General features: G+C 67.4%; 18 protein-coding genes and 4 pseudogenes. 6 read left to right on the top strand and 16 right to left on the bottom strand.

What is annotated here, in order from left to right; translation table 11 throughout:
• The 4 genes from V5F77_RS25840 to V5F77_RS25855 form a co-directional block, all read left to right on the top strand.
• On the top strand, positions 1 to 706 hold a 706-nt coding region (locus tag V5F77_RS25840; RefSeq protein WP_429008018.1), incomplete at its 5' end, for a 2-oxo acid dehydrogenase subunit E2.
• Between the two features lie 21 nt (positions 707 to 727).
• Positions 728 to 1900, top strand: coding sequence for an acyl-CoA dehydrogenase family protein (locus tag V5F77_RS25845; RefSeq protein ID WP_348848503.1), 1173 nt, complete (start codon positions 728 to 730; stop codon positions 1898 to 1900).
• A gap of 38 nt (positions 1901 to 1938) precedes the next feature.
• Positions 1939 to 2610, top strand: a complete 672-nt coding sequence (locus V5F77_RS25850; protein ID WP_429008019.1) for an EthD domain-containing protein — start codon at positions 1939 to 1941, stop codon at positions 2608 to 2610.
• A gap of 30 nt (positions 2611 to 2640) precedes the next feature.
• Positions 2641 to 3102 (top strand): oxidoreductase, encoded by a 462-nt coding sequence (locus tag V5F77_RS25855; RefSeq protein WP_348848501.1) that lies wholly within the window; start codon positions 2641 to 2643, stop codon positions 3100 to 3102.
• Positions 3103 to 3143: 41 nt separating this feature from the next.
• On the opposite strand, the pseudogene V5F77_RS25860 reads toward V5F77_RS25855, so the two are convergent.
• Positions 3144 to 4103, bottom strand: a pseudogene (locus V5F77_RS25860) (IS481 family transposase); the annotation flags it as partial.
• Between the two features lie 341 nt (positions 4104 to 4444).
• Here V5F77_RS25860 and V5F77_RS25865 point away from each other — a divergent pair.
• Positions 4445 to 4594: pseudogene (locus V5F77_RS25865) on the top strand (IS256 family transposase); the annotation flags it as partial.
• A 61-nt stretch (positions 4595 to 4655) separates the two neighbouring features.
• Here V5F77_RS25865 and V5F77_RS25870 read toward each other — a convergent pair.
• The 14 genes and pseudogenes from V5F77_RS25870 to V5F77_RS25935 form a co-directional block, all read right to left on the bottom strand.
• On the bottom strand, positions 4656 to 5351 hold the full coding sequence (locus tag V5F77_RS25870; RefSeq protein WP_429008020.1) for an IclR family transcriptional regulator domain-containing protein: 696 nt from the start codon (positions 5349 to 5351) through the stop codon (positions 4656 to 4658).
• 195 nt (positions 5352 to 5546) lie between these two features.
• The gene (locus tag V5F77_RS25875; protein ID WP_394031355.1) at positions 5547 to 6380 is read right to left on the bottom strand and encodes an ABC transporter ATP-binding protein; all 834 of its coding nucleotides are present in this window, start codon (positions 6378 to 6380) and stop codon (positions 5547 to 5549) included.
• A 123-nt stretch (positions 6381 to 6503) separates the two neighbouring features.
• Complete coding sequence (locus tag V5F77_RS25880; protein ID WP_348842198.1) at positions 6504 to 7829, bottom strand: ABC transporter substrate-binding protein; 1326 nt, start codon at positions 7827 to 7829, stop codon at positions 6504 to 6506.
• Positions 7830 to 7895: 66 nt separating this feature from the next.
• Positions 7896 to 8984 carry a branched-chain amino acid ABC transporter permease gene (locus V5F77_RS25885; protein WP_394031357.1) on the bottom strand — a complete coding sequence of 363 codons (1089 nt, stop codon included), beginning with the start codon at positions 8982 to 8984 and terminating at the stop codon, positions 7896 to 7898.
• Positions 8985 to 8986: 2 nt separating this feature from the next.
• Positions 8987 to 9934: a branched-chain amino acid ABC transporter permease gene (locus V5F77_RS25890; protein ID WP_348842199.1), complete on the bottom strand. Its 948-nt coding sequence runs from the start codon at positions 9932 to 9934 to the stop codon at positions 8987 to 8989.
• The gene (locus V5F77_RS25895) at positions 9931 to 10791 is read right to left on the bottom strand and encodes an ABC transporter ATP-binding protein (RefSeq protein ID WP_348842200.1); all 861 of its coding nucleotides are present in this window, start codon (positions 10789 to 10791) and stop codon (positions 9931 to 9933) included. The genes V5F77_RS25890 and V5F77_RS25895 overlap by 4 nt, the downstream gene beginning before the upstream one ends.
• Positions 10788 to 12767 carry an AMP-binding protein gene (locus tag V5F77_RS25900; RefSeq protein WP_394031359.1) on the bottom strand — a complete coding sequence of 660 codons (1980 nt, stop codon included), beginning with the start codon at positions 12765 to 12767 and terminating at the stop codon, positions 10788 to 10790. The genes V5F77_RS25895 and V5F77_RS25900 overlap by 4 nt, the downstream gene beginning before the upstream one ends.
• A 398-nt stretch (positions 12768 to 13165) precedes the next feature.
• Positions 13166 to 14416, bottom strand: coding sequence for a phenylacetate--CoA ligase family protein (locus V5F77_RS25905; protein ID WP_394031361.1), 1251 nt, complete (start codon positions 14414 to 14416; stop codon positions 13166 to 13168).
• Between the two features lie 17 nt (positions 14417 to 14433).
• Positions 14434 to 14895, bottom strand: a complete 462-nt coding sequence (gene paaI, locus V5F77_RS25910) for a hydroxyphenylacetyl-CoA thioesterase PaaI (RefSeq protein WP_011993143.1) — start codon at positions 14893 to 14895, stop codon at positions 14434 to 14436.
• Positions 14892 to 15881, bottom strand: a complete 990-nt coding sequence (gene meaB, locus V5F77_RS25915; RefSeq protein ID WP_429008021.1) for a methylmalonyl Co-A mutase-associated GTPase MeaB — start codon at positions 15879 to 15881, stop codon at positions 14892 to 14894. The genes paaI and meaB overlap by 4 nt, the downstream gene beginning before the upstream one ends.
• 10 nt (positions 15882 to 15891) lie before the next feature.
• On the bottom strand, positions 15892 to 17571 hold the full coding sequence (locus V5F77_RS25920) for a pivalyl-CoA mutase large subunit (RefSeq protein ID WP_348842204.1): 1680 nt from the start codon (positions 17569 to 17571) through the stop codon (positions 15892 to 15894).
• The gene (locus tag V5F77_RS25925; protein WP_011993146.1) at positions 17568 to 18014 is read right to left on the bottom strand and encodes a pivalyl-CoA mutase small subunit; all 447 of its coding nucleotides are present in this window, start codon (positions 18012 to 18014) and stop codon (positions 17568 to 17570) included. Before V5F77_RS25925 ends, V5F77_RS25920 begins: the two co-directional genes overlap by 4 nt.
• Complete coding sequence (locus V5F77_RS25930) at positions 18011 to 18604, bottom strand: TetR/AcrR family transcriptional regulator (protein WP_429008022.1); 594 nt, start codon at positions 18602 to 18604, stop codon at positions 18011 to 18013. Before V5F77_RS25930 ends, V5F77_RS25925 begins: the two co-directional genes overlap by 4 nt.
• A gap of 216 nt (positions 18605 to 18820) precedes the next feature.
• Positions 18821 to 18946, bottom strand: a pseudogene (locus V5F77_RS25935) (IS5/IS1182 family transposase); the annotation flags it as partial.
• Between the two features lie 1325 nt (positions 18947 to 20271).
• On the opposite strand from V5F77_RS25935, the gene V5F77_RS25940 reads away from it, so the two are divergent.
• Entirely contained in the window at positions 20272 to 20538 is a 267-nt protein-coding gene (locus V5F77_RS25940) for an IS66 family transposase (protein ID WP_348842206.1), read from the top strand.
• 196 nt (positions 20539 to 20734) lie between these two features.
• Here the strand turns inward: V5F77_RS25940 and V5F77_RS25945 are convergent.
• Positions 20735 to 20827 (bottom strand): annotated as a pseudogene (locus V5F77_RS25945) (transposase); the annotation flags it as partial.
• Positions 20828 to 20964 lie beyond the last annotated feature (137 nt).

Below are 20964 nucleotides of genomic sequence, written 5' to 3' on the forward strand. Positions count from 1 at the left end.
GAACGCCGCGCTCCCCGCGGCCGCGACCCGGCGCCCGGCCACCGGCATCGAGAAGGTGGTGGCCCGCCGCCTCACCGAGGCCAAGCAGACCATCCCGCACTTCTATGTGCTGGCGGAAGCCAACGTGACGCGACTGCTGGCGCTGCGCGAGGAGCTCAACGGACAGAAGGGCTTCCCGCGCCTCAGCCTCACCCATTTCGTGGCGGCGGCGGTGGGCCGCGCCCTGCGGCAGATGCCCGAGACCAACGTGGTGTGGGCCGATGACGAGGTGATCCAGCTCGCCGAGGGCGACGTGGGCGTGGCGGTGGACACCCCCCGCGGCCTGCTGGTGCCGGTGGTCCGGCGGGCCGACACCCGGCCCCTCGACGAGATCGCCCGCGCCATGGGCGCCGCCGTGGAGCGCGCCCGCGACGGCCGGCTGGAAGCCGCCGACCTTCAGGGCGGCGCCATCTCGGTCTCCAACGTGGGCATGTTCGGGGCGTCCCACCTGGTGCCCATCATCAATCCCGGCCAGTCGGCCATTCTCGGAGTGGCGGCGGTGAAACCCGCCTTCCGCCCCGATGCGGCCGGCGCGCCGGCCCTGGTGCAGGAACTCGGACTCGTCCTGTCCTGCGACCACCGCGTGCTCGACGGCGTGAAGGCGGCCCGCTTCCTCGACCTCGTCATCCAGCTCCTGCAACAGCCTTTGTCGCTCCTGCGAGCGTAAAGGCGACCATTGGACAGACCCATGGACTTCGCCCGCACTGAAGAACAGCGCCTGCTCGTCGATACCGCGCGGCGGGTCGGAGAAAAGTTCGGCCTCGATTACTGGCGCGAGCTGGACGCGAAGAAGGAATTCCCGCGCGCCGCCTGGCAGGAGATCTGCGACGCCGGCCTGTGCGGCATCGCCATTCCCGAGGAGTTCGGGGGCGCCGGCCTCGGCATGACCGAGCTCGCCATGGCCATCGAGGCCCTGTGCGCGGCCGGCGGCGGCTCGACGCTCAGCCAGATGTTCATGTGCAACCCCATCTTCGGCGGCATCACGCTGACCAAGTTCGGCACGCCGGAGATGAAGCGGGACCTCCTGCCCAGGCTGGTGGCGGGCGAGGCCCTGTTCGCCATGGCCCTCACCGAGCCCGACGCCGGCACCAACACGCTGGCCATCAAGACCTTCGCCCGGCCCGACGGCAATGGCTGGCGGATCAACGGCCAGAAGATCTGGATCACGGCCGTGCCGCAGGCCACCAAGATCCTGGTCATCGCCCGCACCACCCGCGCCGAGGACGTGCAGCGCAAGATCGACGGCATCAGCCTGTTCCTAGTGGACCGCGACCGCGCCGGGATCACCCACCAGGCCATCGAGAAGGTGGGCACCAACACCCTGCCCTCCAGCTCCGTCTTCTTCGAGGACGTGCGTGTGGAGGGCCACGAGCTGGTGGGCGCGCTGGACGGCGGCTTCCGCCAGCTGCTCGACGTGCTCAACACCGAGCGGATCGTCACCACCTCGGGCCTGGTGGCCACCGCCGAACTCGCCGTGCGCCTCGCGGTGAACTACGCCAAGGACCGCAAGATCTTCGACGGCCAGCCCATCGGCTCCTACCAGGGCGTGCAGTTCCCCCTCGCGGAGGCCCATATCCAGGCCGAGTGCGCGCGCCTCATGAACCACAAGGCCGCCACCCTCTACGACCAGGGCCAGCCCTATGGCAGCGAGGCCAACATGGCCAAGTGGATGGCCGGCCACGCCGCCGGCCTCGCCACCGACCGCGCCATCCAGACGCTGGGCGGCATGGGCTATTCCAAGGAGTTCCACGTGGAGCGGCTGTGGCGCGACGCCCGCCTGTTCCGCTTCGCCCCGGTGGCCGAGGAGATGGTGCTGAATTTCGTGGCCCAGCACGATCTCGGCCTGCCGCGCTCCTACTGAGCACGCCCCTGACAAGACGCCCCGCGGGAGAACAGCCCATGCTGAAGGTGATCGACCTGGTGAAGCGCCGGCCGGAGCTTTCCGTCGCCGAGTTCCAGGAGCGCTGGCGAACCGAGGCGGTCCCGCGCCTCGCCGCGGTGCCGGGGGTCCGGCGCTACGTGCAGTCCCATGCTCTGCCCCAGGGCTATGCGCGCGGCGACCTGCTGTTCGACGGCCTCGGCGAGATGTGGTTCGACGACGAGGCCACCTGCGCCTACGCCCTCACATCCGCCCCCTTCGCCGCGGCCATGGCCGCCATGGCGGCCGTCATCGACCCCGCCCGGCTGGTGCGGATGCCGGTGGACGTCCTGGTCATCAAGGACGGCGCGATCCCGGACAACGCGGTGAAGAACGTGGAGTTCGTCAACCGCCGCCCCGGCATGCCGCTGCCGCCCTTCCGCGCCCACTGGCAGCACGTGCACCGGCCCATCGCCTCGAAAATCCCGGTGCTGCGGCGCTACGAGCAGAATCACCTGAAGCTGTTCGCCTATGCCACGGCCCCCGCGCCCGCTTATGATGGCCTCGCCATCACCTGGTTCCAGTCCACAGCCCACATGAAGGCGGGGACGCAGACCCCGGAATATGTGATCACCCGCGCCGACGAGCCCAACTTCCTGCCCGACGGGCACCTGCCCATCATCATCACCCGGGAATACGAGATCGCCGACTGACGGCGCGCAGCACAAAGGACACGAACCGCCATGGCCGACCTGTTCAGCGATCTCGCGGTGAAGGACGTGCGGCTCAGGAACCGCATCGCGGTCTCGCCCATGTGCCAGTATTCGGCCGAGGACGGCCTCGCCAATGACTGGCACATGGTGACACTGGGCGCCCGCGCCGCCGGCGGTGCCGGGCTCGTGATGGTGGAGGCGCCGCGGTGTCGCCGGAAGGCCGCATCACGCCCGGGGACCTCGGGCTCTGGAACGATGCGCAGGCCGAGCGCCTTTCCCCCGTCGTGGATTTCATCGCCCGCCAGGGGCGCCGTGCCGGGCATCCAGATCGGCCATGCCGGGCGCAAGGCCAGCGCCAACCGGCCCTGGGAAGGCGACGATCACATGGACCCGGCCGACCCGCGCGCCTGGCAGCCCATCGCCCCCTCCGCCCTCGCCTTCGGCGCCAACCTGCCGCGGGTGCCCAAGGTGTTGATTTCCACTGAGAGTTGACCCGGGAAGCTCCGAAGTTTCCACCGAGAAGTGACCCATGTGTTCAGTCCCGGCATTTGCTGGATTGGATCGAGGATGAATCTCTCTGGCTCTGAAGTCCAGCATTTGCAGATGAATTCGTAGGGCGTGAGGCCTCTGAGGGTTTTCAGGCGCCGGCCGAAATTGTAGGCGGCGACGAAGTCGGCGAGATGCGTTTCGAACTGGTGATGATCATCGTAGTGGAAGCGCTTGACGGTCGCTTCCTTGATGGTCCGGTTCATCCGCTCGACCTGGCCATTGGTCCAGGGGTGCTTCACCTTGGTCAGGCGGTGCTCGATGCCGTTCTCTCGGCAGCGCATGTCGAACATATGGGTGATGTAGCGAGCTGTCGGCCCGTCGGCATAGCGCGGCGGGAAGGTAAACTGGATGCCGTTGTCCGTCAGAACGGTGTGGATCCGGTAGGGCACCGCGTCGATCAGGGCCACGAGGAAGGCTGACGCCGAGGTCCGGCCTGTTTTCCTGACGACCTGCACGAAGGCGAACTTGCTCGTGCGATCAATGGCTACATAAAGGTACAGCTTACCCTCGGCAGTCTGCACCTCGGCGATATCGATATGGAAGAAGCCGATCGGATAGGACTTGAACCGCCTCTTCGGCTCCTTGTCGCCCTCCACCTCCGGCAGCCGGCTGATGCCGTGGCGCTGCAGGCAGCGATGCAGGGATGAGCGCGTCAGATGCGGGATCGTCGCCTGCAAGGCATAGAGGCAGTCGTCGAGCGGCAGCAGCGTATGCCGGCGGAAGGCGACGATGACCGCCTCTTCCTCGATCGACAGAACCGTCGATGTCGGAGCCCTCGGGCCTGTCGGCAGATCAGCGACCGAGGTGCGCTTCTTCCACTTCGCGACCGTCTTCTGATTGATCCCGTAACGCTTGGCCAGCGCCCTCAGGCTCTCTTGACTATGTTGTATCGCTCGACGCACTGCCTCTGTCGTCGTGGCGCTCCCGTGAAGAACCTGGCCCATAGTGCCTCCTTCCACTCCGGCGAAAAGACTGCACCATCAAAGCCCGGGATCAAACACCAGCCAGGGCGGGATGGCCTTGGCGCCAGGCCTGATGTTTGCGTAGAGCTTGGACCGTGGCTGGGGATCGACGTGAGGGTTCCTGCCGTTGGTGGTGAGCCACGAGCGATAGTGATGAGCACTATGTTTGCGCCATAGCCCTATGATTCAGTAAGCCTTCCCGCCCTTTTTACACCTTGGCCCCGACGGGGGGATGTCCCGGCCGATGTTGAAATAGGAGAGCAGGCGTTGCCCGCCTTGAGCCGCTAGCTCGGGGTGCTGAATCCGCGAAGGAGAGCAACGCCATGAAGAAAGCTACCACATCTGCCGGCGTGGTGCCGGCTGCAATCGTCGATGAGGCTTGGCAGGAGGTCGGCGCCAGCTTCGATCGCTTCTGCCTGACGGCGGGCCTAGCGACGTTGGCGGCGATGATGGACGAGGATGCATTATCCCTCGCCGCAATGGCCAGTGCCTGCGGCGTGTTCGAGGGAGACGGGCGTTTCCACCGGATTCCGGTCAGGGGTTCGGACGCAGGGGCCGTATCGAGAGCGGGATGCGTGACAGCTCGCGCTCGGTGATCAGCCCGTCCGGCTGCACGGCCAATTCCACCGCTGCTTCGATGGCGCGCGCGGTCAGCAGCAGCTTCCGGCCGATCAGGGCGGTGAACGCCTCCGGCCCCAGGGAGGGCGACGCTGCGATGCTGCAGTTCAAGGCCATGATCTCCTCGTTCCAGCGCAGCCGCAGGGGTACCGCACCGGCATAGATGTCCGGCCGAGCAAGACCGAAGGACGATATGAATCCGCGTCGCCTGAAGTCGGCGAGCAGGGCGTCGCGATCGGCCGGCGCCAGGGCGGCGAGATGAGCACGGCCCATGGCGCTGTGGAGAAGCGGCCACACCGGCCCGAGGTCCGGCATGACCATGCTGCGGTGTGGGCCCGGGATGGATTCTATGGACACCACCGAGAAGCGGTCCCGCACGCCGAGGGAGACCTGCCCGGACTCCACCTCCGCCAATTCGCGCATGACCGACCGTGCCTCCCGCCATGGGCTGAGGCTCACCATCAGGGGATAGCCGAGCGTCAGCACTGCATTGCCGAGCGCATAGCGGCCGATGGGCCCAAGATGGCGCAGGCAGCCGAGATCCACCAGCATCTTCGTTACGCGGGAGAGGGTGTGCGAGGCTTGCTGGCGGTGATCGGGGTCGTTCATCATGGACTGCCTGTGCGGACACGACGCGGGATCCGGACGCCGGCCCGCGGGGGTTGACGGACATATTCACCGGCGTTGGAGTGTGGCCCGCCTGCATTTCAACTTCATCGCGCGATCCTACCGCTCGTTAGAGCTTTCCCTGGGTCTCCAGCAGATCGCGCCGCGCCCTTCGCCCGAAGCCTCACGGGTGGGCCATCGTCAATTGAGCCACCTCTTCCGCCGCTTATAGGTCTTCACGTTGCGGAAGTTCCGGCCCTCGCCGCTGGCGGTGCCGAGATAGAATTCCCTTACATCCTCATTGTTGCGCATGTCCGCTGTAGGCCCGTCCATGACGATACGCCCGCTCTCCAGGATGTAGCCGTAGGTAGCGTATTTCAGCGCCATGTTGGTGTTTTGCTCGGCCAACAGGAAAGAGACGCCGCGGTGCTGGTTGAGGGCGTGGACGATTTCGAAGATCTCTTCCACCACCTGCGGGGCGAGGCCCATGGAGGGCTCGTCCAGGAGGATCATGCGAGGCTTCGACATCAGCGCGCGGCCAATGGCGCACATCTGCTGCTCGCCGCCGGAGAGATAGCCCGCCTGCGCCTTGCGGCGCTCGCGCAGGCGGGGAAAGGTCCCGTAGATGTCCTCGAGGTTCTGCCGGACGGCGGCCGCGCCGTCCCGGCGGGTATAGGCGCCGGTGAGCAGGTTCTCCTCCACCGACAGGTGGCCGAAGCAGCGCCGTCCCTCCAGCACCTGAATGCAGCCGCGCCGGACGAGGTCGTTGGCGGTCAGGCGGTCCACCCGCTCGCCGGCGAACACGACGGAGCCCTTGGTGACGTCACCCCGCTCGGACCTGAGCAGGTTCGACACCGCGCGCAGCGTCGTGGTCTTGCCGGCGCCGTTGGCGCCGAGGAGGGCGACGATGCCGCCCTCCGGCACCGTGAGGGAGACGCCCCTCAGCACCAGCGCGACGTGGTCATAGATCACCTCGATGTTGTTGACCGAGAGAATGGCCGGGGCGGTATCTCCCGCGGGAGCTTGTGGCGTCATGGCGTCGTTCCCTGGATCGGCTCGAGCGTGTTCGAGCGAAGTGGGCACCGGTTCGCGTGGGTCGATGCGACGGGCGGGATCGTCCCCCCCCCACTTGCGTGATGCGGGGGGACGTTCTGGTGCTCAGGACTCCTTGCTGCAGTCGCGCGGCGTGATGCCCTTCTCCTTGGCGTAGCGGCCGGCCGCATCCTTCAGCATGGGTGCGAGCATGGTCTCGTCCGCCGTGTACCAGTCGGAGATTACCTTCCACTGCTTGCCGTCCCATTGCTGGATGCGGGAGGTGTGGGAGCCCTCGTGGTCCGAGCAGCTGATCTTGATGGGGCTGATCATGCCCTCGAAGCCCAGCTCCTTCAGCCTGTTCTCGTCGAGCGCGAGGTGCTCGATGCCCCAGCGCACCTGCTCGCCGGTGAGCGGCTTGTTGCCGAACTTGGCCATGGCGGTGCGGATGCCCTCGACGCCGAGCATGGCCCCCACCATGCCGCGATTGAACAGCACGCCGCTGGAATCGGTGGGGTTCGATTTGCCGAGCCCCTTGCCGTAGACGTACTTGTCGAGGTCGTCGTGGACGCGCGCGCGCCCCGCCCCGTGCTGCAGCATCAGCGCCTTGTAGCCCACCGCCTGGGCGCCGGCGGGGACGACGTCGGGCTCCGCGCCCGCGAACCAGAAGCCGAGCATCTTCTCGCGCGGGAAGTTGACGTTGGCGGCCTCCTGGATGGCCGTGGGGTTCATCACGCCCCAGCCCCACATCACCACATAGTCGGGACGGAGCTGGCGGATCTGCAGCCATTGCGACTTCTGCTCCACGCCCGGATTGGCCACCGGGATGAGCGTAAGCTGGAAGTCGTATTTCTTGGCGAGCGCCTCCAGAACCGGGATCGGTTCCTTGCCGAACGGGGAATCATGATAGAGCAGCACGATCTTGCGGCCCTTGAGCTTGTCCGGACCGCCGAATTCCTTGGCGATATACTGCACGGCCACGTCCGCCGCGGTCCAATAAGTGCCAATCAGCGGGAAGTTCCAGGTGAAGACGCTGCCGTCTTTCGATTCGGAGCGGCCAAAGCCGGCGGTGATGAGGGGGATCTTGTCTACCGGCGCCTTCTCGGTGAGGGCGAAGGTGATGCCGGTGGAGAGGGGATTGACGAACGCGGCTCCGGTCGGCCCCTTGTTCTTGAGGCGCTCGTAGCATTCGACGCCGCGGTCGGTGGCGTACCCCGTCTCGCATTCCTCGTAGATGATCTTCACGCCGTTGATGCCGCCGTCGCGCTGGTTGATTAGCTCGAAATAGTCGACGATGCCGTTGGCCCAGGGGATGCCGTTTGGCGCGAACGGCCCCGTGCGGTAGGACAGAACGGGGATGAACTGCCCGTTCTCCTCGCCACGCGCTGCGACCGGTAGGGCCAGCAGCGCTGCCGCCAGAAGCATACTCAACTTCGTCGTGGGATTCTTCATTGGCTTCTCCTCCCTTGGAGTTTGGCCGGCTTGGGCCGGCTCTGGCGCTCCGCTTTTGCCCCTCGGTCAGTAGGGGAAGGGCCAGCGTCGGAGTTTGTGTTTCATGATGGCCCAGATGCGGGCGAGGCCGTGGGGCTCGAAGATCAGCGTGATGAGGATCAGCGCGCCGAACACGCCGAGCGTCAGGTTCGCCGCGGCATCCGCAGCGATGGGGATCGAGAGCCAGCGCGGGATGCCTTCGACCGCGAGCGGCAGCAGCCAGATGAAGGCCGCCCCCAAAAAGCAGCCAATGATGGAGCCGAGCCCGCCGACGATGACGATGAACAGCAGCTGGAACGAGCGGTCGATGGAGAAGGCGTAGGGCTCCCACGCGCGCAGGTTGACGAACGCCCACAGCGCCCCCGCGAGCCCCAGGATGAAGGAGGAGATGGCGAACGCGGTCAGCTTCGACTGCATGGGGCGGATGCCGATGATTTCGGCCGCGATGTCCATGTCGCGGATCGCCATCCATTGCCGGCCGAGATTGCCCCGCACCAGGTTCGCGGCGCCGAGCGCCACGATGGCCGCGACGGCGAGGGCGAGCAGATAGCGTTCCACCGGCGAGTCCACGTGCCAGCCGGCGATGACGAGGGGCGGCGCAGTGACCGAGCCGGAGGCGGAATAATTGGTGATCCACCCGACGCGCAGGAACGCCCAGTCCAGGAAGAATTGCGCGGCGAGCGTCGCGACCGCGAGGTAGAGACCCTTGATGCGCAGCGAGGGGATGCCGAAGACGAGGCCCACGACGGCGCTTGCCGCACCCGCCAGCAGGAAGGTGGCGAGGAGCGGCAGTCCCGGCAGGTGGACCGACACGTTGTAGGCAGCGTAGGCCCCCACCCCCATGAAGGCACCGGCGCCGAGGGAGATCTGCCCGCAATAGCCGACGAGCAGGTTGAGGCCGATGGCGGCGGTGGCGAGGATCAGGAGCGGCGTCAGCACCGCGCTGAAGAGATAGTCGCCGGCGAAGGGCGGCACGCCGGCCGCGTGGAGAAGCGGCACGGCGACAAAGGCAGCGATCAGCAGCAGGCGGATGCCGATGCGGTCCTCCCGGATCTGGAAGATCGCCATCTCGTCCCGGTACTTGTCGTGGAAGTGGCCGGCCTCACGGTAGAACATGCTCAGATCCGCTCGATGATACGGTCCCCGAATAGCCCCTGCGGGCGCACCAGGAGGACCAGGAGGGCGACGACATAGGCAAACCAGTGCTCGATCCCGCCGCCGACGGAAGGACCGAGATAGACCTCGGCCAGCTTCTCTCCGGCGCCGATGAGCAGGCCGCCGACGATGGCGCCGGGGATGGAGGTGAGGCCGCCGACGATGATGACCGGCAAGGCCTTGAGCGCCACGTAGACGAGGGAGAACTGCACCCCCACCTTCGAGCCCCAAACCGCCGCCGCGGCGATGGCGACGAAGCCGGCCACCATCCACACGATGAACCACACCCGCGTCAGGGGAATGCCCACCGACTGCGCCGCCGCATGGTCGTCGGCCACGGCACGCAGGGCACGGCCCACCTGTGTCTTCTGAAAGAAGACGGCCAGCGCCACCACCAGCAGGGCCGCGAGCACGGCCGACCACAGATCGAGCTGGTTCAGCAGGATCCCGCCGTCGAACACGCTCTCCAGCACGAACAGGCTGTCGCGCGGCAGGCCGATGTCGAGCTTGTAGACCTGGGCCCCGAAGATCTGCTGGCCCAGGCCCTCCAGCACGAAGGTGATACCGATGGTGGCCATGAACAGCGTCAGTGCGGTCTGGTTCACGAGCTTGCGCAGGGCGAAGCGCTCCACCGCCCAGGCGATGCCGGTCATCAGCGCGCCCGCGAACGCGATGGCGAGCATCAGCGCCAACCAGAACGGCACCTGTGTCTCGAGCCAGCCGAGGGCCCGCACCAAGGCGAGCCCGGCGACCAGCACCATGGCCCCCTGGGCGAAGTTGAACACGCCGGAGGCCTTGAATATCAGCACGAACCCGAGCGCCACCAGGGCGTAGAGAATGCCCGAGAGCAGCCCGGAGGCGAGCACCTCGAAAAAGAAGCCGACCTTGGCCGGATCGAACCCGAGCATCATGCTCCTCCCCGGCCGAGATAAGCGTCGATGACGCGCGGGTCGCTCTTGACCTCGGCCGGCGTGCCGTCGGCGATCTTGCAGCCGTGGTCGAGCACGACGATGCGGTCGGACAGGTTCATCACCACGCCGATGTCGTGCTCGATCAGGGTGATGGTGGTGCCGTAGGTCTGGTTCACCTCAAGGATGAAGCGGCTCATGTCTTCCTTCTCCTCCAGGTTCATGCCCGCCATGGGTTCGTCGAGCAGGAGAAGCCGCGGTTCCATGGCCAGCGCCCGCCCCAGCTCCACCCTCTTCTGCAGCCCGTAGGGCAGCTTGCCCACCGGCACCTTGCGGATGGCCTGGATCTCGAGGAAGTCGATGATCTCCTCCACCTTGCGGCGGTGCTCGATCTCCTCGCGCATGGCCGGGCCAACGCGCACCAGCTGGCCGAGGATGCTGCTGCGGATCTTCAGCGCGCGCCCGGTCATGATGTTGTCGAGCGTGGTCATGCCCTTGAAGAGCGCCACGTTCTGGAAGGTGCGGGCGATGCCGCGCCGGGCCGCGAACCAAGGGCGGGTCTGGGTGCGGCGCTCGCCGTCGAGCACGATGTAGCCGGAGGTGGGACGGTAGAAGCCGTTGATGCAGTTGAGCATCGAGGTCTTGCCGGCGCCGTTCGGGCCGATGATGGCGAGGATCTCGCCCGACCGGATGTCGAACGAGACATCGTTCAGCGCCCGGACCCCGCCGAAGCTGAGGCTGACGCGCTGGATCTCCAGCAGCGGCGCGGTGGCGGCGATGCTGCGCGCGATGGGCGCGGGGGCGGCGCGGGCGGCCGATGCCGCTCCTGCGGCGGCCGTCGAGGAGAAGAGCGCCGTCATGCTGCCAATGTCTCGCGCTGGTGAGGGTGCGGGCCCCGATCGTCGACCTCGGCGAGGGTGAGCGTGGCCTCGATGCGTCCCTTGCGGCCATCCTCGAACGTGACTTCGGTGCTCACGAAGCATTCGCGGGCATTATCGTAGAGGGTGGCGACAAGGCCGGCATACTTCTCCTGCACGAAGGCGCGGCGCACCTTGCGTGTGCGCGTCAGCTCGCCGTCATCGGCATCGAGCTCCTTGTGCAGGATGACGAAGCGGGTAATGGCCGCGCCCGCCATGGCGGGCTCCGCCGCGAGATCACGGTTCACCTGGCGGATGTGGCCGCGGATGATGTCGTAGACCTGCGGCAGCGCTGCCAGCTCCTGGTAGGAGCCGTAGCTCACGCCGTTGCGCTCCGCCCAGTTGCCGAGCGCGGTGAGGTCGATGTTGATGAAGGCGGCAACGAAGTCGCGCCCGTCGCCGAAGGCCACGGCCTCCTTGATATTGGGAAAGAACTTCAGCTTGTTCTCGATATATTTGGGCGCGAACAGGGTTCCGTCGGTGAGCCGGCCCACGTCTTTGGCGCGGTCGATGATGCGCAGATGCCCGTCCTGGCCGATGAAGCCGGCGTCGCCCGTGCGCACGAATCCGTCCGGGGTCAGGGTCTCCGCGGTGCGGACGGGATCGCCGAGATATTCCACGAACTGGCCCGGCGAGCGGAACTGCACCTCGCCGCTCTCGACGATGCGAATCTCCACCCCCGGCGCCGCCGGCCCCACCGTATCGGAGCGGATCTGCCCGTCGGGCTGGGTCGAGATGTAGAGGAAGGCTTCCGTCTGGCCGTAGAACTGCTTCAGGTTCACGCCGATGGAGCGGTAGAAGGCGAACAGGTCCGGCCCGATGGCCTCGCCCGCCGTATAGGCGACCTTGATGCGCGAGAAGCCGAGCACGTTCTTGACCGGCCCGTAGATCAGGGCCTCGCCGAGGGCGTAGAGCAGGCGGCCGTGGAGCGGCACGTCGGCCCTTCCGTTGAGGATCGGCTCGCCCCAGCACCGCGCCACGCCCATGAAGCGGTCGAACAGCCAGCGCTTGGCACGGCCCGCATCCTCCATGGAGATCATGATGCGGGTGAGCAGGTCCTCCAGCACCCGCGGTGGCGCGAAATAGAAGGTGGGGCCGATCTCGAAGATGTCGATAGCCACCGTTTCCGGCTCTTCCGGGCAGGACATGCAGAAGCCGGCAACGAAGGCCTGGGCATAGTTCAGATAGTGGTCACCGGCCCAGGCGATGGGCAGATAGGCGAGCACCTCGTCGGTCTCGTCGAGGCGGTCCGCCGCCACCGTCTGACGGGCGGCGCTGATGGCCCGCTCGGAGGAGATGACAGCCCCCTTCGGCCGACCGGTGGTGCCGGACGTATAGAGGATGATCGAGGTGTCGCCGCCCCCGGTGCGGGCGACTAAGTCGGTGAAGGCGCGGCTGAGGCCTGCGCCGGCAGTCTCCTGCCGGCCGGAGGCCATGATCGCGTCGAGGCTGGTGAGCGCGCAGGCCTCGCAGACATAATCGCGCATGCCGCGGGGCTCGTCATAGGCGATGAGCCGGAGCGCCGGCAGCTCGGGGAGCACGGACAGGAGCTTGTCCACCTGCTCCTGGTCCTCGACGATGGCGGCGGTGACTTCCGCATGGGCGAGCAGGTAAGCCATCTCCTGGGCTACCGCGTCCGGATAGAGCGGAACCGGCACGGCGCCCACGCACTGAGCGGCGAGGATGCTCCAGTAAAGGCGCGAGCGATTGACGCCGATGACCGCCACGCGCTGGCCGGGCGCGATGCCCGCCACCTTCAGGCCGAGGGACAGCGCCTCGATCTCACGGGTGAGGTCGGCCCAGGTCCAGGTCTTCCAGATTCCGTATCGCTTCTCCCGCATGGCGGGGCGGGCCGGGCGGCGGGCGGCATTGTCGAGCAGCAGCTTGGGAAAGGTGTCTGCGGCGTAGGTGTCGGCCACCTTGCATCCTCCCTCGACCTTCCTTGGATTTTGGATGGTCTTTCAACCATCGGAGGGGAGCCTAGCAGCGGCCATCGAACTAAACAAGTGTTCAATCAGCTTGTCGGCGACGAACGCTGTTGGCTGCCCCATTTGCTCCAGCTTGGCCGTTCTCCCGGCGGGCTCTGGCGACTGCACGGAGGGCGCTGGGAGGCGTCGCCAGGCCGGTGGGTCCGGCGGAGGTAAAGAAGGAACGCCAGGTTACCTCTCGGCCGGCACGCGGCCCATCAGGGCCGAGCCGCAGGCAGGCGCCTTTCGAGGGGCGATTGCCCGTTGCGTGTTCGAGTGCAGGCGTCCGCCGGGCGCTGGCGCGTTGGCGGGGTGACCGGGGCGCCTTCGCGATCGCCGGCCGCCGGTGCTCAGCGCATGTCGATGATGGCGCGGCCGTCCGGGGCCAGGGTGCCCGGGGGCACGAGCAGGACCTCGCCGCCGAGCTTGGTGATGTCCCTCAGCGCCTGCGCGATGGCCTGCAACAGGCCAGCACCGGCGCTCGCGCATTCCGCATCGAGCCGCAGGGCGTCCTGCTCCCGTGCGCGAAGGACCACGAGACGCACATTGGCGAGCTCGGGAAACCTCAAAGCGAGCTCGGCCACCTGCGAGGGGTGGACGAACATGCCCTTCACCTTGGCGCTCTGGTCGGCGCGGCCCAGCCAGCCCGCGAGCCGCTGATTGGTCCTGCCGCACGGGGAAAGGCCGGGCTTGACGGCCGAGAGGTCTCCGGTGGATAGGCGGATCATCGGGTAGTCGGCGTCGAAGCGCGTGACCACCACCTCGCCCACCGCTCCCGGCTCCACGGGCGTGCCGGTGGAGGGATCGACGATTTCGACGAGGCGCTCCTCGTTGAGGACCAAGCCGTCGTCCGGCACGGTCTCGTAGGCGATCAGCCCGACATCGGCGCAGGCGTATCCCTGAAGGACCGAAACGCCGCGGGCCGACAGCAACGCCCGCAGGGAGGAGGGAAGCGCCGCGCCGGAGACAAACCCTTTCGTCAGCGTCCGCGTGCTCTTGCCCAATTCCGCGGCCCGGTCGAGCAGCAGCTTCAGAAAATCGGGCGTGCCGAGATAACAGGTGGCGCCGTAGCGGCAGATGGCTTCCACCTGCTGGTCGGTGTTGCCGACGCCGCCCGCAATGACGGCGGCACCGATGGCGTGCATGCCGCTCTCGACGAACCGGGCGCCCGGAGTGAGGTGGTGGGAAAAGCAGTTGATGGCGATGTCGCCCCGCCGCATGCCGGCGGCATGGAGGCCGCGGGCGGTTCCCCACCAGTCGGGACCATGGCCTTCCGGCTCCGCCACCGGTCCCGGGGAAAGAAACAGGCGTTTGAAGGAGGAGACCGGCGCGCAGGCGAGCCCACCCAGCGGGGGGCATTCCGCCTGGAGCCGCATCAGGTCCGCCTTGCGCAGGATCGGCAGGCACGCGAGCGCCTGCCGATCCCTCACGCCGCCCGGATCGATGCCTGCGAGGTGGCGGCGCCAGCCGGGGGCCTGCATGGCGCGCGCGACAAGGCCGGGGAGCCGGCCGAGGAGGTCCCACTCCCGCGCTTCGGGATCCATGACCTCCCGGGCGGTGAAATAGATGTCGGAAATCACCGGCTGTTCCAGTGCCGTCATGCTGGCGTCGCCCCGTCTCAGGTTGCCGGACCGATGGGCATGTGGTCCGCGATGGTGCGGGAGTGGCCGCGGAACTCGGCGACCACCTTGCCGGTGGCGCCGTTGACCACGGCACAGTCATAGATGGCGGTGCGGGCGGTGCGGGCGCGCTCGCTGGCGCGGGCGATCAGCCGATCGCCGGGCTGCACGGGCCTCAGGAAGGCGATGCTGCAGGTCTGGGCCACCGATTGCTGGCCCCGGCTGTTGCAGGCGATGGAAAGAGCCGCGTCGGCCAGGGTGAACAGCACACCGCCATGGCAGGTGCCAAAGGCGTTGAGCGCCACCGGGGGCACCGTCATCGCCAGCTCGGCCGCGCCCGGACCGGCGGCGACGAGCTCGAAGCCGAAGGCACCGGCCGGCCGGTCGCCCGACAGCATGAACCGCGCCCAGCGCCACGCCTCGGCGGCCGGGTCCTCCGCGCGATCGGCGGGCGCGTTCATCCGGCCCTCCGATCGGCCTTCTGCGGAACCGCGACAGGAAGTGGAACGCCACCGGCCTGCGCCTCCATAGCGGCGCGCGCGGCCGTGTCGATGTCGATCTCGCCTCGCGCCGCCCGCGCAAGCGTTTCGAGGAAGGCCGCATCGTCCCAGGCGAGAATGCGGCGCCGCATCTCCCCTGCCGCGCCTTCGGCGACGAGGCGGCGGATGCGGGTGCGCCGCCGGGCGGCCGCATCTTCCGGCCGCAAGGTCGCGCAGGCGTCCACCGCGGCGAGCAGCTCCGCCACGCCGCGGTCCTCGCTGGCGATGGTCTCCAGCACCGGGACGTCCGCCTCACCCTCCCGCCGCAGGCTCAGCATGGCCTTGAGCTGCCGGACCGTGCGGGGCGCAAGCGGCAGGTCAGCCTTGTTCACCACCAGGATGCTGGCGATCTCCAATATGCCGGCTTTGATGGCCTGCACGTCATCGCCGAGGCCGGGCGCGTTCACAACGATGCGCACCGCCGCCACGTCCACGATCTCCACCTCCGACTGGCCGGCGCCCACGGTCTCGATCACGATGGCGTCGCGGCCCGCGGCGTCGAGCACGTCCACTACATGATGGATGCTCCGCGAGAGCCCCCCGAGATGTCCGCGCGAGGCGATGGAGCGGATGAAGACGCCCGGATCGTCCGTGTGGCGGCCCATGCGAATGCGATCGCCAAGCACCGCCCCGCCCGAAAGGGGGCTCGAGGGGTCCACCGCCACCACCCCCACCGTACGGCCGCTCTTGCGCAGCTCGGCCACGAAGGCGTCCACCAGCGTCGACTTGCCGGCGCCGGGGGGGCCGGTGAAGCCGATCGTAAGCGCCCGTCCCGTCGCCGGCAGGATGGCGGCGTGAAGCGCGGCGGCGGCGCTGCCGCCTTCCTCCATGAGACTGATGGCCCGCGCCACCGCGCGGGGATCGCCGGCGCGCAGCCGCTGCGCCAGCGGGATCGGGGACGGGGCCATGGCGATCCTGTCAGGCGATGATTAGGGGATGGCCGAAGCCCAGCTCGCGGCGCAGGCAGCCCACCATCTCGCCATGGGTCACGCCGGCCTCGGCCGCCTCCACCACCTTCTCGAACACGTTCTCGCGCTCGCTGTTGGCGGCCCGCGCCAGCGCGTCGAGGGCGCGTGCCACCGCGTCCTGGCTGCGTTCGCGCTTGAATGCCTTGAAGCGTTCCACATGCCGCTCCATGGCCGCGGGGTCCGGGCGCTCGGCGGGCGGAATGGTCGGGTCTTCCTCGACCTGATAGCAGTTGACGCCAACGATCTTGCGCTCGCCTGTCTCCAGCTGCTCCTGGAAGGCGAGCGCGGATTCGCCGATCATGGTCTGCACCAGCCCGACCTCGGCCGCCTTGTACATGCCTCCGGCCGCGTCGATCCGCGCAATCACTGCCTCGATCTCCGCCTCCATCTGGTCGGTCAGCCGCTCCACGTAATAAGAACCGCCGAGGGGATCGATCACGGCGCAGAGCTGCGCCTCGTCGCGCAGGATGTTCTGGGTGGCCACGGCAATGCGCGCCGTCTCCTCGCTGGGGCAGGCGATGGCCTCGTCATAGGCATCCGTGTGCATGGACTGAAGCCCACTGAGGATGCCGGCCATGGCCTGGACCGAGACGCGGGCGATGTTGTTCAAGGGTTGCTGCTGGGTGAGATCGACGCCCGAGGTCTGGCCGTGGAACTTGAAGCGCCAGCAGGCGGGGTCCTTCGCGCCGAGCCGCTCCCGGGCGATCCGCGCCCAGATGCGTCGGCCGGCGCGAAACTTGGCGATCTCCTCGAAGAAGGAGATCGAAATATCGAAGAAGAAGGTAAAGCGGCGCAGGACGTCGTCCACGTCCATGCCGCGCTCGATGCAGTCCTGCGCGTACTGGATCGCCGAGGACAAGGTGAAGCCCATGGTCTCGGCGGGCGTCGCTCCGGCCTGCTGCATGTGCTGGCCGACTACCGACAGGGGATTCCAGTTCGGCAACGCGCGCCGGCAGAATTCGATGTGGTCCAGCAGCACCCGCCGCGACCCCGGCAGGGACAGCCGGTAGAACTGGTGGTTGGCGATGAAATGGGAAATATAGTCGCTCTGGTTCGAGGTGCCGGTGATGCTGCGCCAGTCGATGCCGCGGCGGCGCGCCACCCCCAGGGTGAAGGCCAGAAGCGTGAACGGGGAAGGATCGTTCATGGCCGTCGAGATGGTGCCGAGGGGCACCCCGTCGAGCGCCGCATCCATGTGGTCGGTGGTGTTCACCACCGTGCCGCAGGTGCCGAGCAGCACCGGGTCCACCTCGTCGCAATCGATGCCGCGGAAGCCCGAGCAGCACGGCAGGAGACTGATGGCGGTGGCGCCCGCATCAATGATGCGGCGGACCCGGACATTGTAATCCTGCGGCGTGCCGAGGCCGATGAGCTGGCGCTGGGTCCAGGTGCGGCCGCGATGCATGGATGGATAGATGCCGCGCGTGAAGGGGTATTGGCCAGGAAAGCCGAGATCATCCAGATAGCGCTCGCCCGCCCAGTCGCGCGGCGAATAGAGCGGCTGAACCTCAATGCCGGAGCGGTTGCGGACCGGCTTCTCGCCGGCCACCTGGCGGGAATAGTCAGAGCGCCACTGGCCAGAGGCCTGCTCGAACCCCGGGAGTGGAAGTTGCACCGCGGCCTGGTTCATGGGTTTGCCTCCGAATAGTCATCGACACGCTCCGCGCGCGACTTCTGGCCGAGGGCCGTCACGCACTCCACGATCTCCTCGCGCGCGGCGCCCGGACCGAACACCCGGCTGACGCCGGCCGCGGCGAGCGCCGACTGCTCCGCTTCCGGCACGATGCCGCCCACCACGACACCCACGTGACCGAGCCCCGCGGCGCGCAGCGCCTCCATCATTTTCGGGACGATCAGGTGGTCGGTGGCCAGCGAGCTGATGCCGATGACGTCTACGTCCTCTTCAGTGGCGAGCTTCACGACACCCGGGATGGTCTGCCAGGGTGGCGTGTAGATCACTTCCATGCCGGCGTCGCGCAGATAGGCGGCAACGATCCGGCTGCCGCGATCGTGCCCGTCGAGGCCGATCTTGGTGACGAGGACACGGAGGGGCCGCGTGCCGGCATGGATCATTTCTTGCTCGTCCTTCGTGTGGGCTGGATGCCGAACGAGGCGACCATCTCATCGACGACAGGGTCGAGGCCGCCGATGGAGCCGCGATACCAGACCGGGGTCCAGTTCAGAGCGCCGATGAGCAGCAGCCGCATCAGCTTGGGATTGCGGCCCTGAGGAAGATGGAGGCCGTCGATCAGCGCGCGGAAGCGCTCCTCATAGCGCTCGCGCTGGCGCTTCAACTCTTCCGTCGCTTCCGGCACATCCTCGGGCAGCACGCGGACGATGACGCGCGCATAGGCGCTCTCATCGAGGATGGATTCAAGGTGGGCCTGGATGGCGCAGCGGAAGCGCTTCACCGGATCGTACTCCTCCGCGATCGCCTCATCGAAGTGGCGGATGATGCGATCCACGCCTTCCTGATAGACGGCCACGAGCAGCGCATGCTTGGTCGCCACATGGAAGTAGACCGCTCCCGGCGTGACGTTCGCGACACGCGCGATGTCCCGCATGGCGGTGGCGTGGTAGCCGCGCTCGGCGAAGAAGATGGCCGCGGCGTCCAGCAAGGCAGGCCAGCGGCTTGGTTGACGTTTCGAAGCTGTCGAGGTCAAGACATCACCTATCTAACTAAACGATCGTTTAGCATTCTTCGGATGAAGGTGCAAGCCCGTCCTATTCATGACGACCACGGATTTTGCCGGCCATCGCCTGGCGCATGATTTCGGGCGCACGCCATCGTCGGATTTTTCACCGTCTGACGAACCGTACTTGGGGGCGTTGGTGCACGGATGCGACATGCGGCGCAATGGGGTCTTTGATATCGTCCTCTATGCGCTGCAGCGAACCGAGTGCAGGCGTGCACAGGCGAGCATGCGGTTGAGGACTGCACAACCGATGGCAACCTCCGTCTGCTGGGCGGCAAAGAAGCGGGCTCGCAGACGTCGGCCGATCAGCGCGTAACTGGAGCAAATTCCGGGGCGAAGGGGCTTTTCAGGAAGTGGGGGTCGTGATTCACGATTTCCATGTCGGAACGAGACGCTGATACGGTCAGGGACCGGCCGGTTGGGGCGCTTCGCGATCTTGTCGTGGAGCTTCTTTCCGAGGTTCGGAGCCTTCGTGACGAGAATGCCGGCCTGAAGACGGAGCTTGCGTCGGCGAAGGCAGAGAACCGGGATCTCAAGGACGAGATCGCCGCGCTGAAGGGGCTGCCGCCCCGGCCGAAGTTCAAGACGTCGAAGCCTTCGGGCATGGAGAAGGCGACAGGGCCGTCGCGCGGCAAGGGCAAGCGCCGCCGGCGCGGTGGCAAGCGGGACGGCAATCAGGTGAGCCGGGAGGTGGTCGTTCCGGCGGAGGTGCCGGCAGGATCGCGCTTCAAGGGGTACGAGACGATCCTGGTTCGCGACCTGGTGCTGGTCACCGAGGTCGTGCGGTATCGCCGCGAGCGCTGGGTAACGCCGGCGGGGGGGAGGGTGGTAGCGCCGCTGCCGCCGGGGATCGTCGGCGGCTGGGGTGCGAACCTGCGGCGCTTCATCCTCGCCTGCCACGTGCAGGGACAGGTGACGACGGAGCGGCTGACGGCTCTTCTGACCGGGATCGGCATCGCCATCTCCAAGCGCCAGGTCGTGCGACTGATAGCGGATCACGTGGACGAGTTCGTGAGCGAGGATCGCGACGTGCTTCGCGCGGGCCTTGCGACGGCACAGTGGGTGACGGTGGATGACACCTCCGCACGCCACGCCCACGCGGACGGCTACACCACGCAGATCGGCGACGATCGCTTCACGGCCTTCCGCACCGGTGCCTCGAAGTCGCGCGCGGCGTTCCTGGACACGCTTCGCGCCGGTCACGGCGAGCATGTCGTGAACAAGGAGGCGCTGGCCTACATGCGCGGGCGCAATCTGGCGGGACCGGTCATCGATCGTCTCGAGGCCGCACTGCAGAAGATCTTCGCGGACGGGGCCGCATGGCAGGCGCACCTGACGGCGCTGGGCATCGACCAGCTCGGCGTGACGCCGGACCCGGTACGGATCGCCACCGAAGGTGCGTTGTGGGGCGCCATCCATCACCACGGCCTGCTGGGCGACACGGCGATCGTCTCCGATGGCGCCGGCCAGTTCCGCGTCGGCGAGCACGCGCTGTGTTGGGTGCATGCGGAGAGGCTCGTCCACAAGCTGGTGCCGGCAACGCCGCAGCAGCGACAGTCGGTCGAGCTGGTGCGTCAGCTGATCTGGTGGTTCTATCGAGACCTGAAGGCTTGGCAGAAGGATCCGTGCAAGAGATGCGCTGCGGCCCTGCGCGCCCGATTCGACCCCGCATCTTCCGGCCACGAACCGGATACAACCTGCTCGACCGGCTCCTGGCGCGGCTTCATCGCCGAAAACCCGAACTGCTGCGGGTTCTGGAGCGCCCCGAGATCCCGTTGCATACCAATGGCTCGGAGAACGACATCCGCGCCTTCGTCACCAAGCGCAAGATCTCCGGCGGCACGATGAGCGACGCCGGACGGCAGGCGCGGGACGTCTTCCTCGGCCTCATGAAGACCTGAATGAAGCTCGGCGTCTCGTTCTTCGCCTATCTCGGCGATCGGCTCGGCATCAACCCACAGGCCTCAATCCCACCCCTGCCAGATCTCATCCGGCAGGCCGCTCGACCGTAGCCGCCCCGGAATCTGCTCCGGTTACGATCAGCGCCTTATAACGCCCAATAGCCGTTTCGATCAGAGCACGTTTTCCACCCCCACCTCGGGGGCTCTCGAAGCGGCTCAGGTTGCCGATCTCGCTGACGAAGGTCACCGCCACAATGAGGTCGACGCCCCGCAAGGCTTGGAGTGCCTGGGATGGAAGCCTTTGGGATGAAGACGGCTTGCTGGCTTCAGCGCAGCCAACAGCCCGGCCCGCAGGGCGACGCCCTTCCCTTCTCGCCTCAGAACAACCGGGGATCGAGCGAGAAGGGCACCTCGCCGATGATGCGA

It is taken from the genome of Roseixanthobacter psychrophilus, from assembly GCF_043195195.1.
Lineage (GTDB): Bacteria > Pseudomonadota > Alphaproteobacteria > Rhizobiales > Xanthobacteraceae > NCEH01.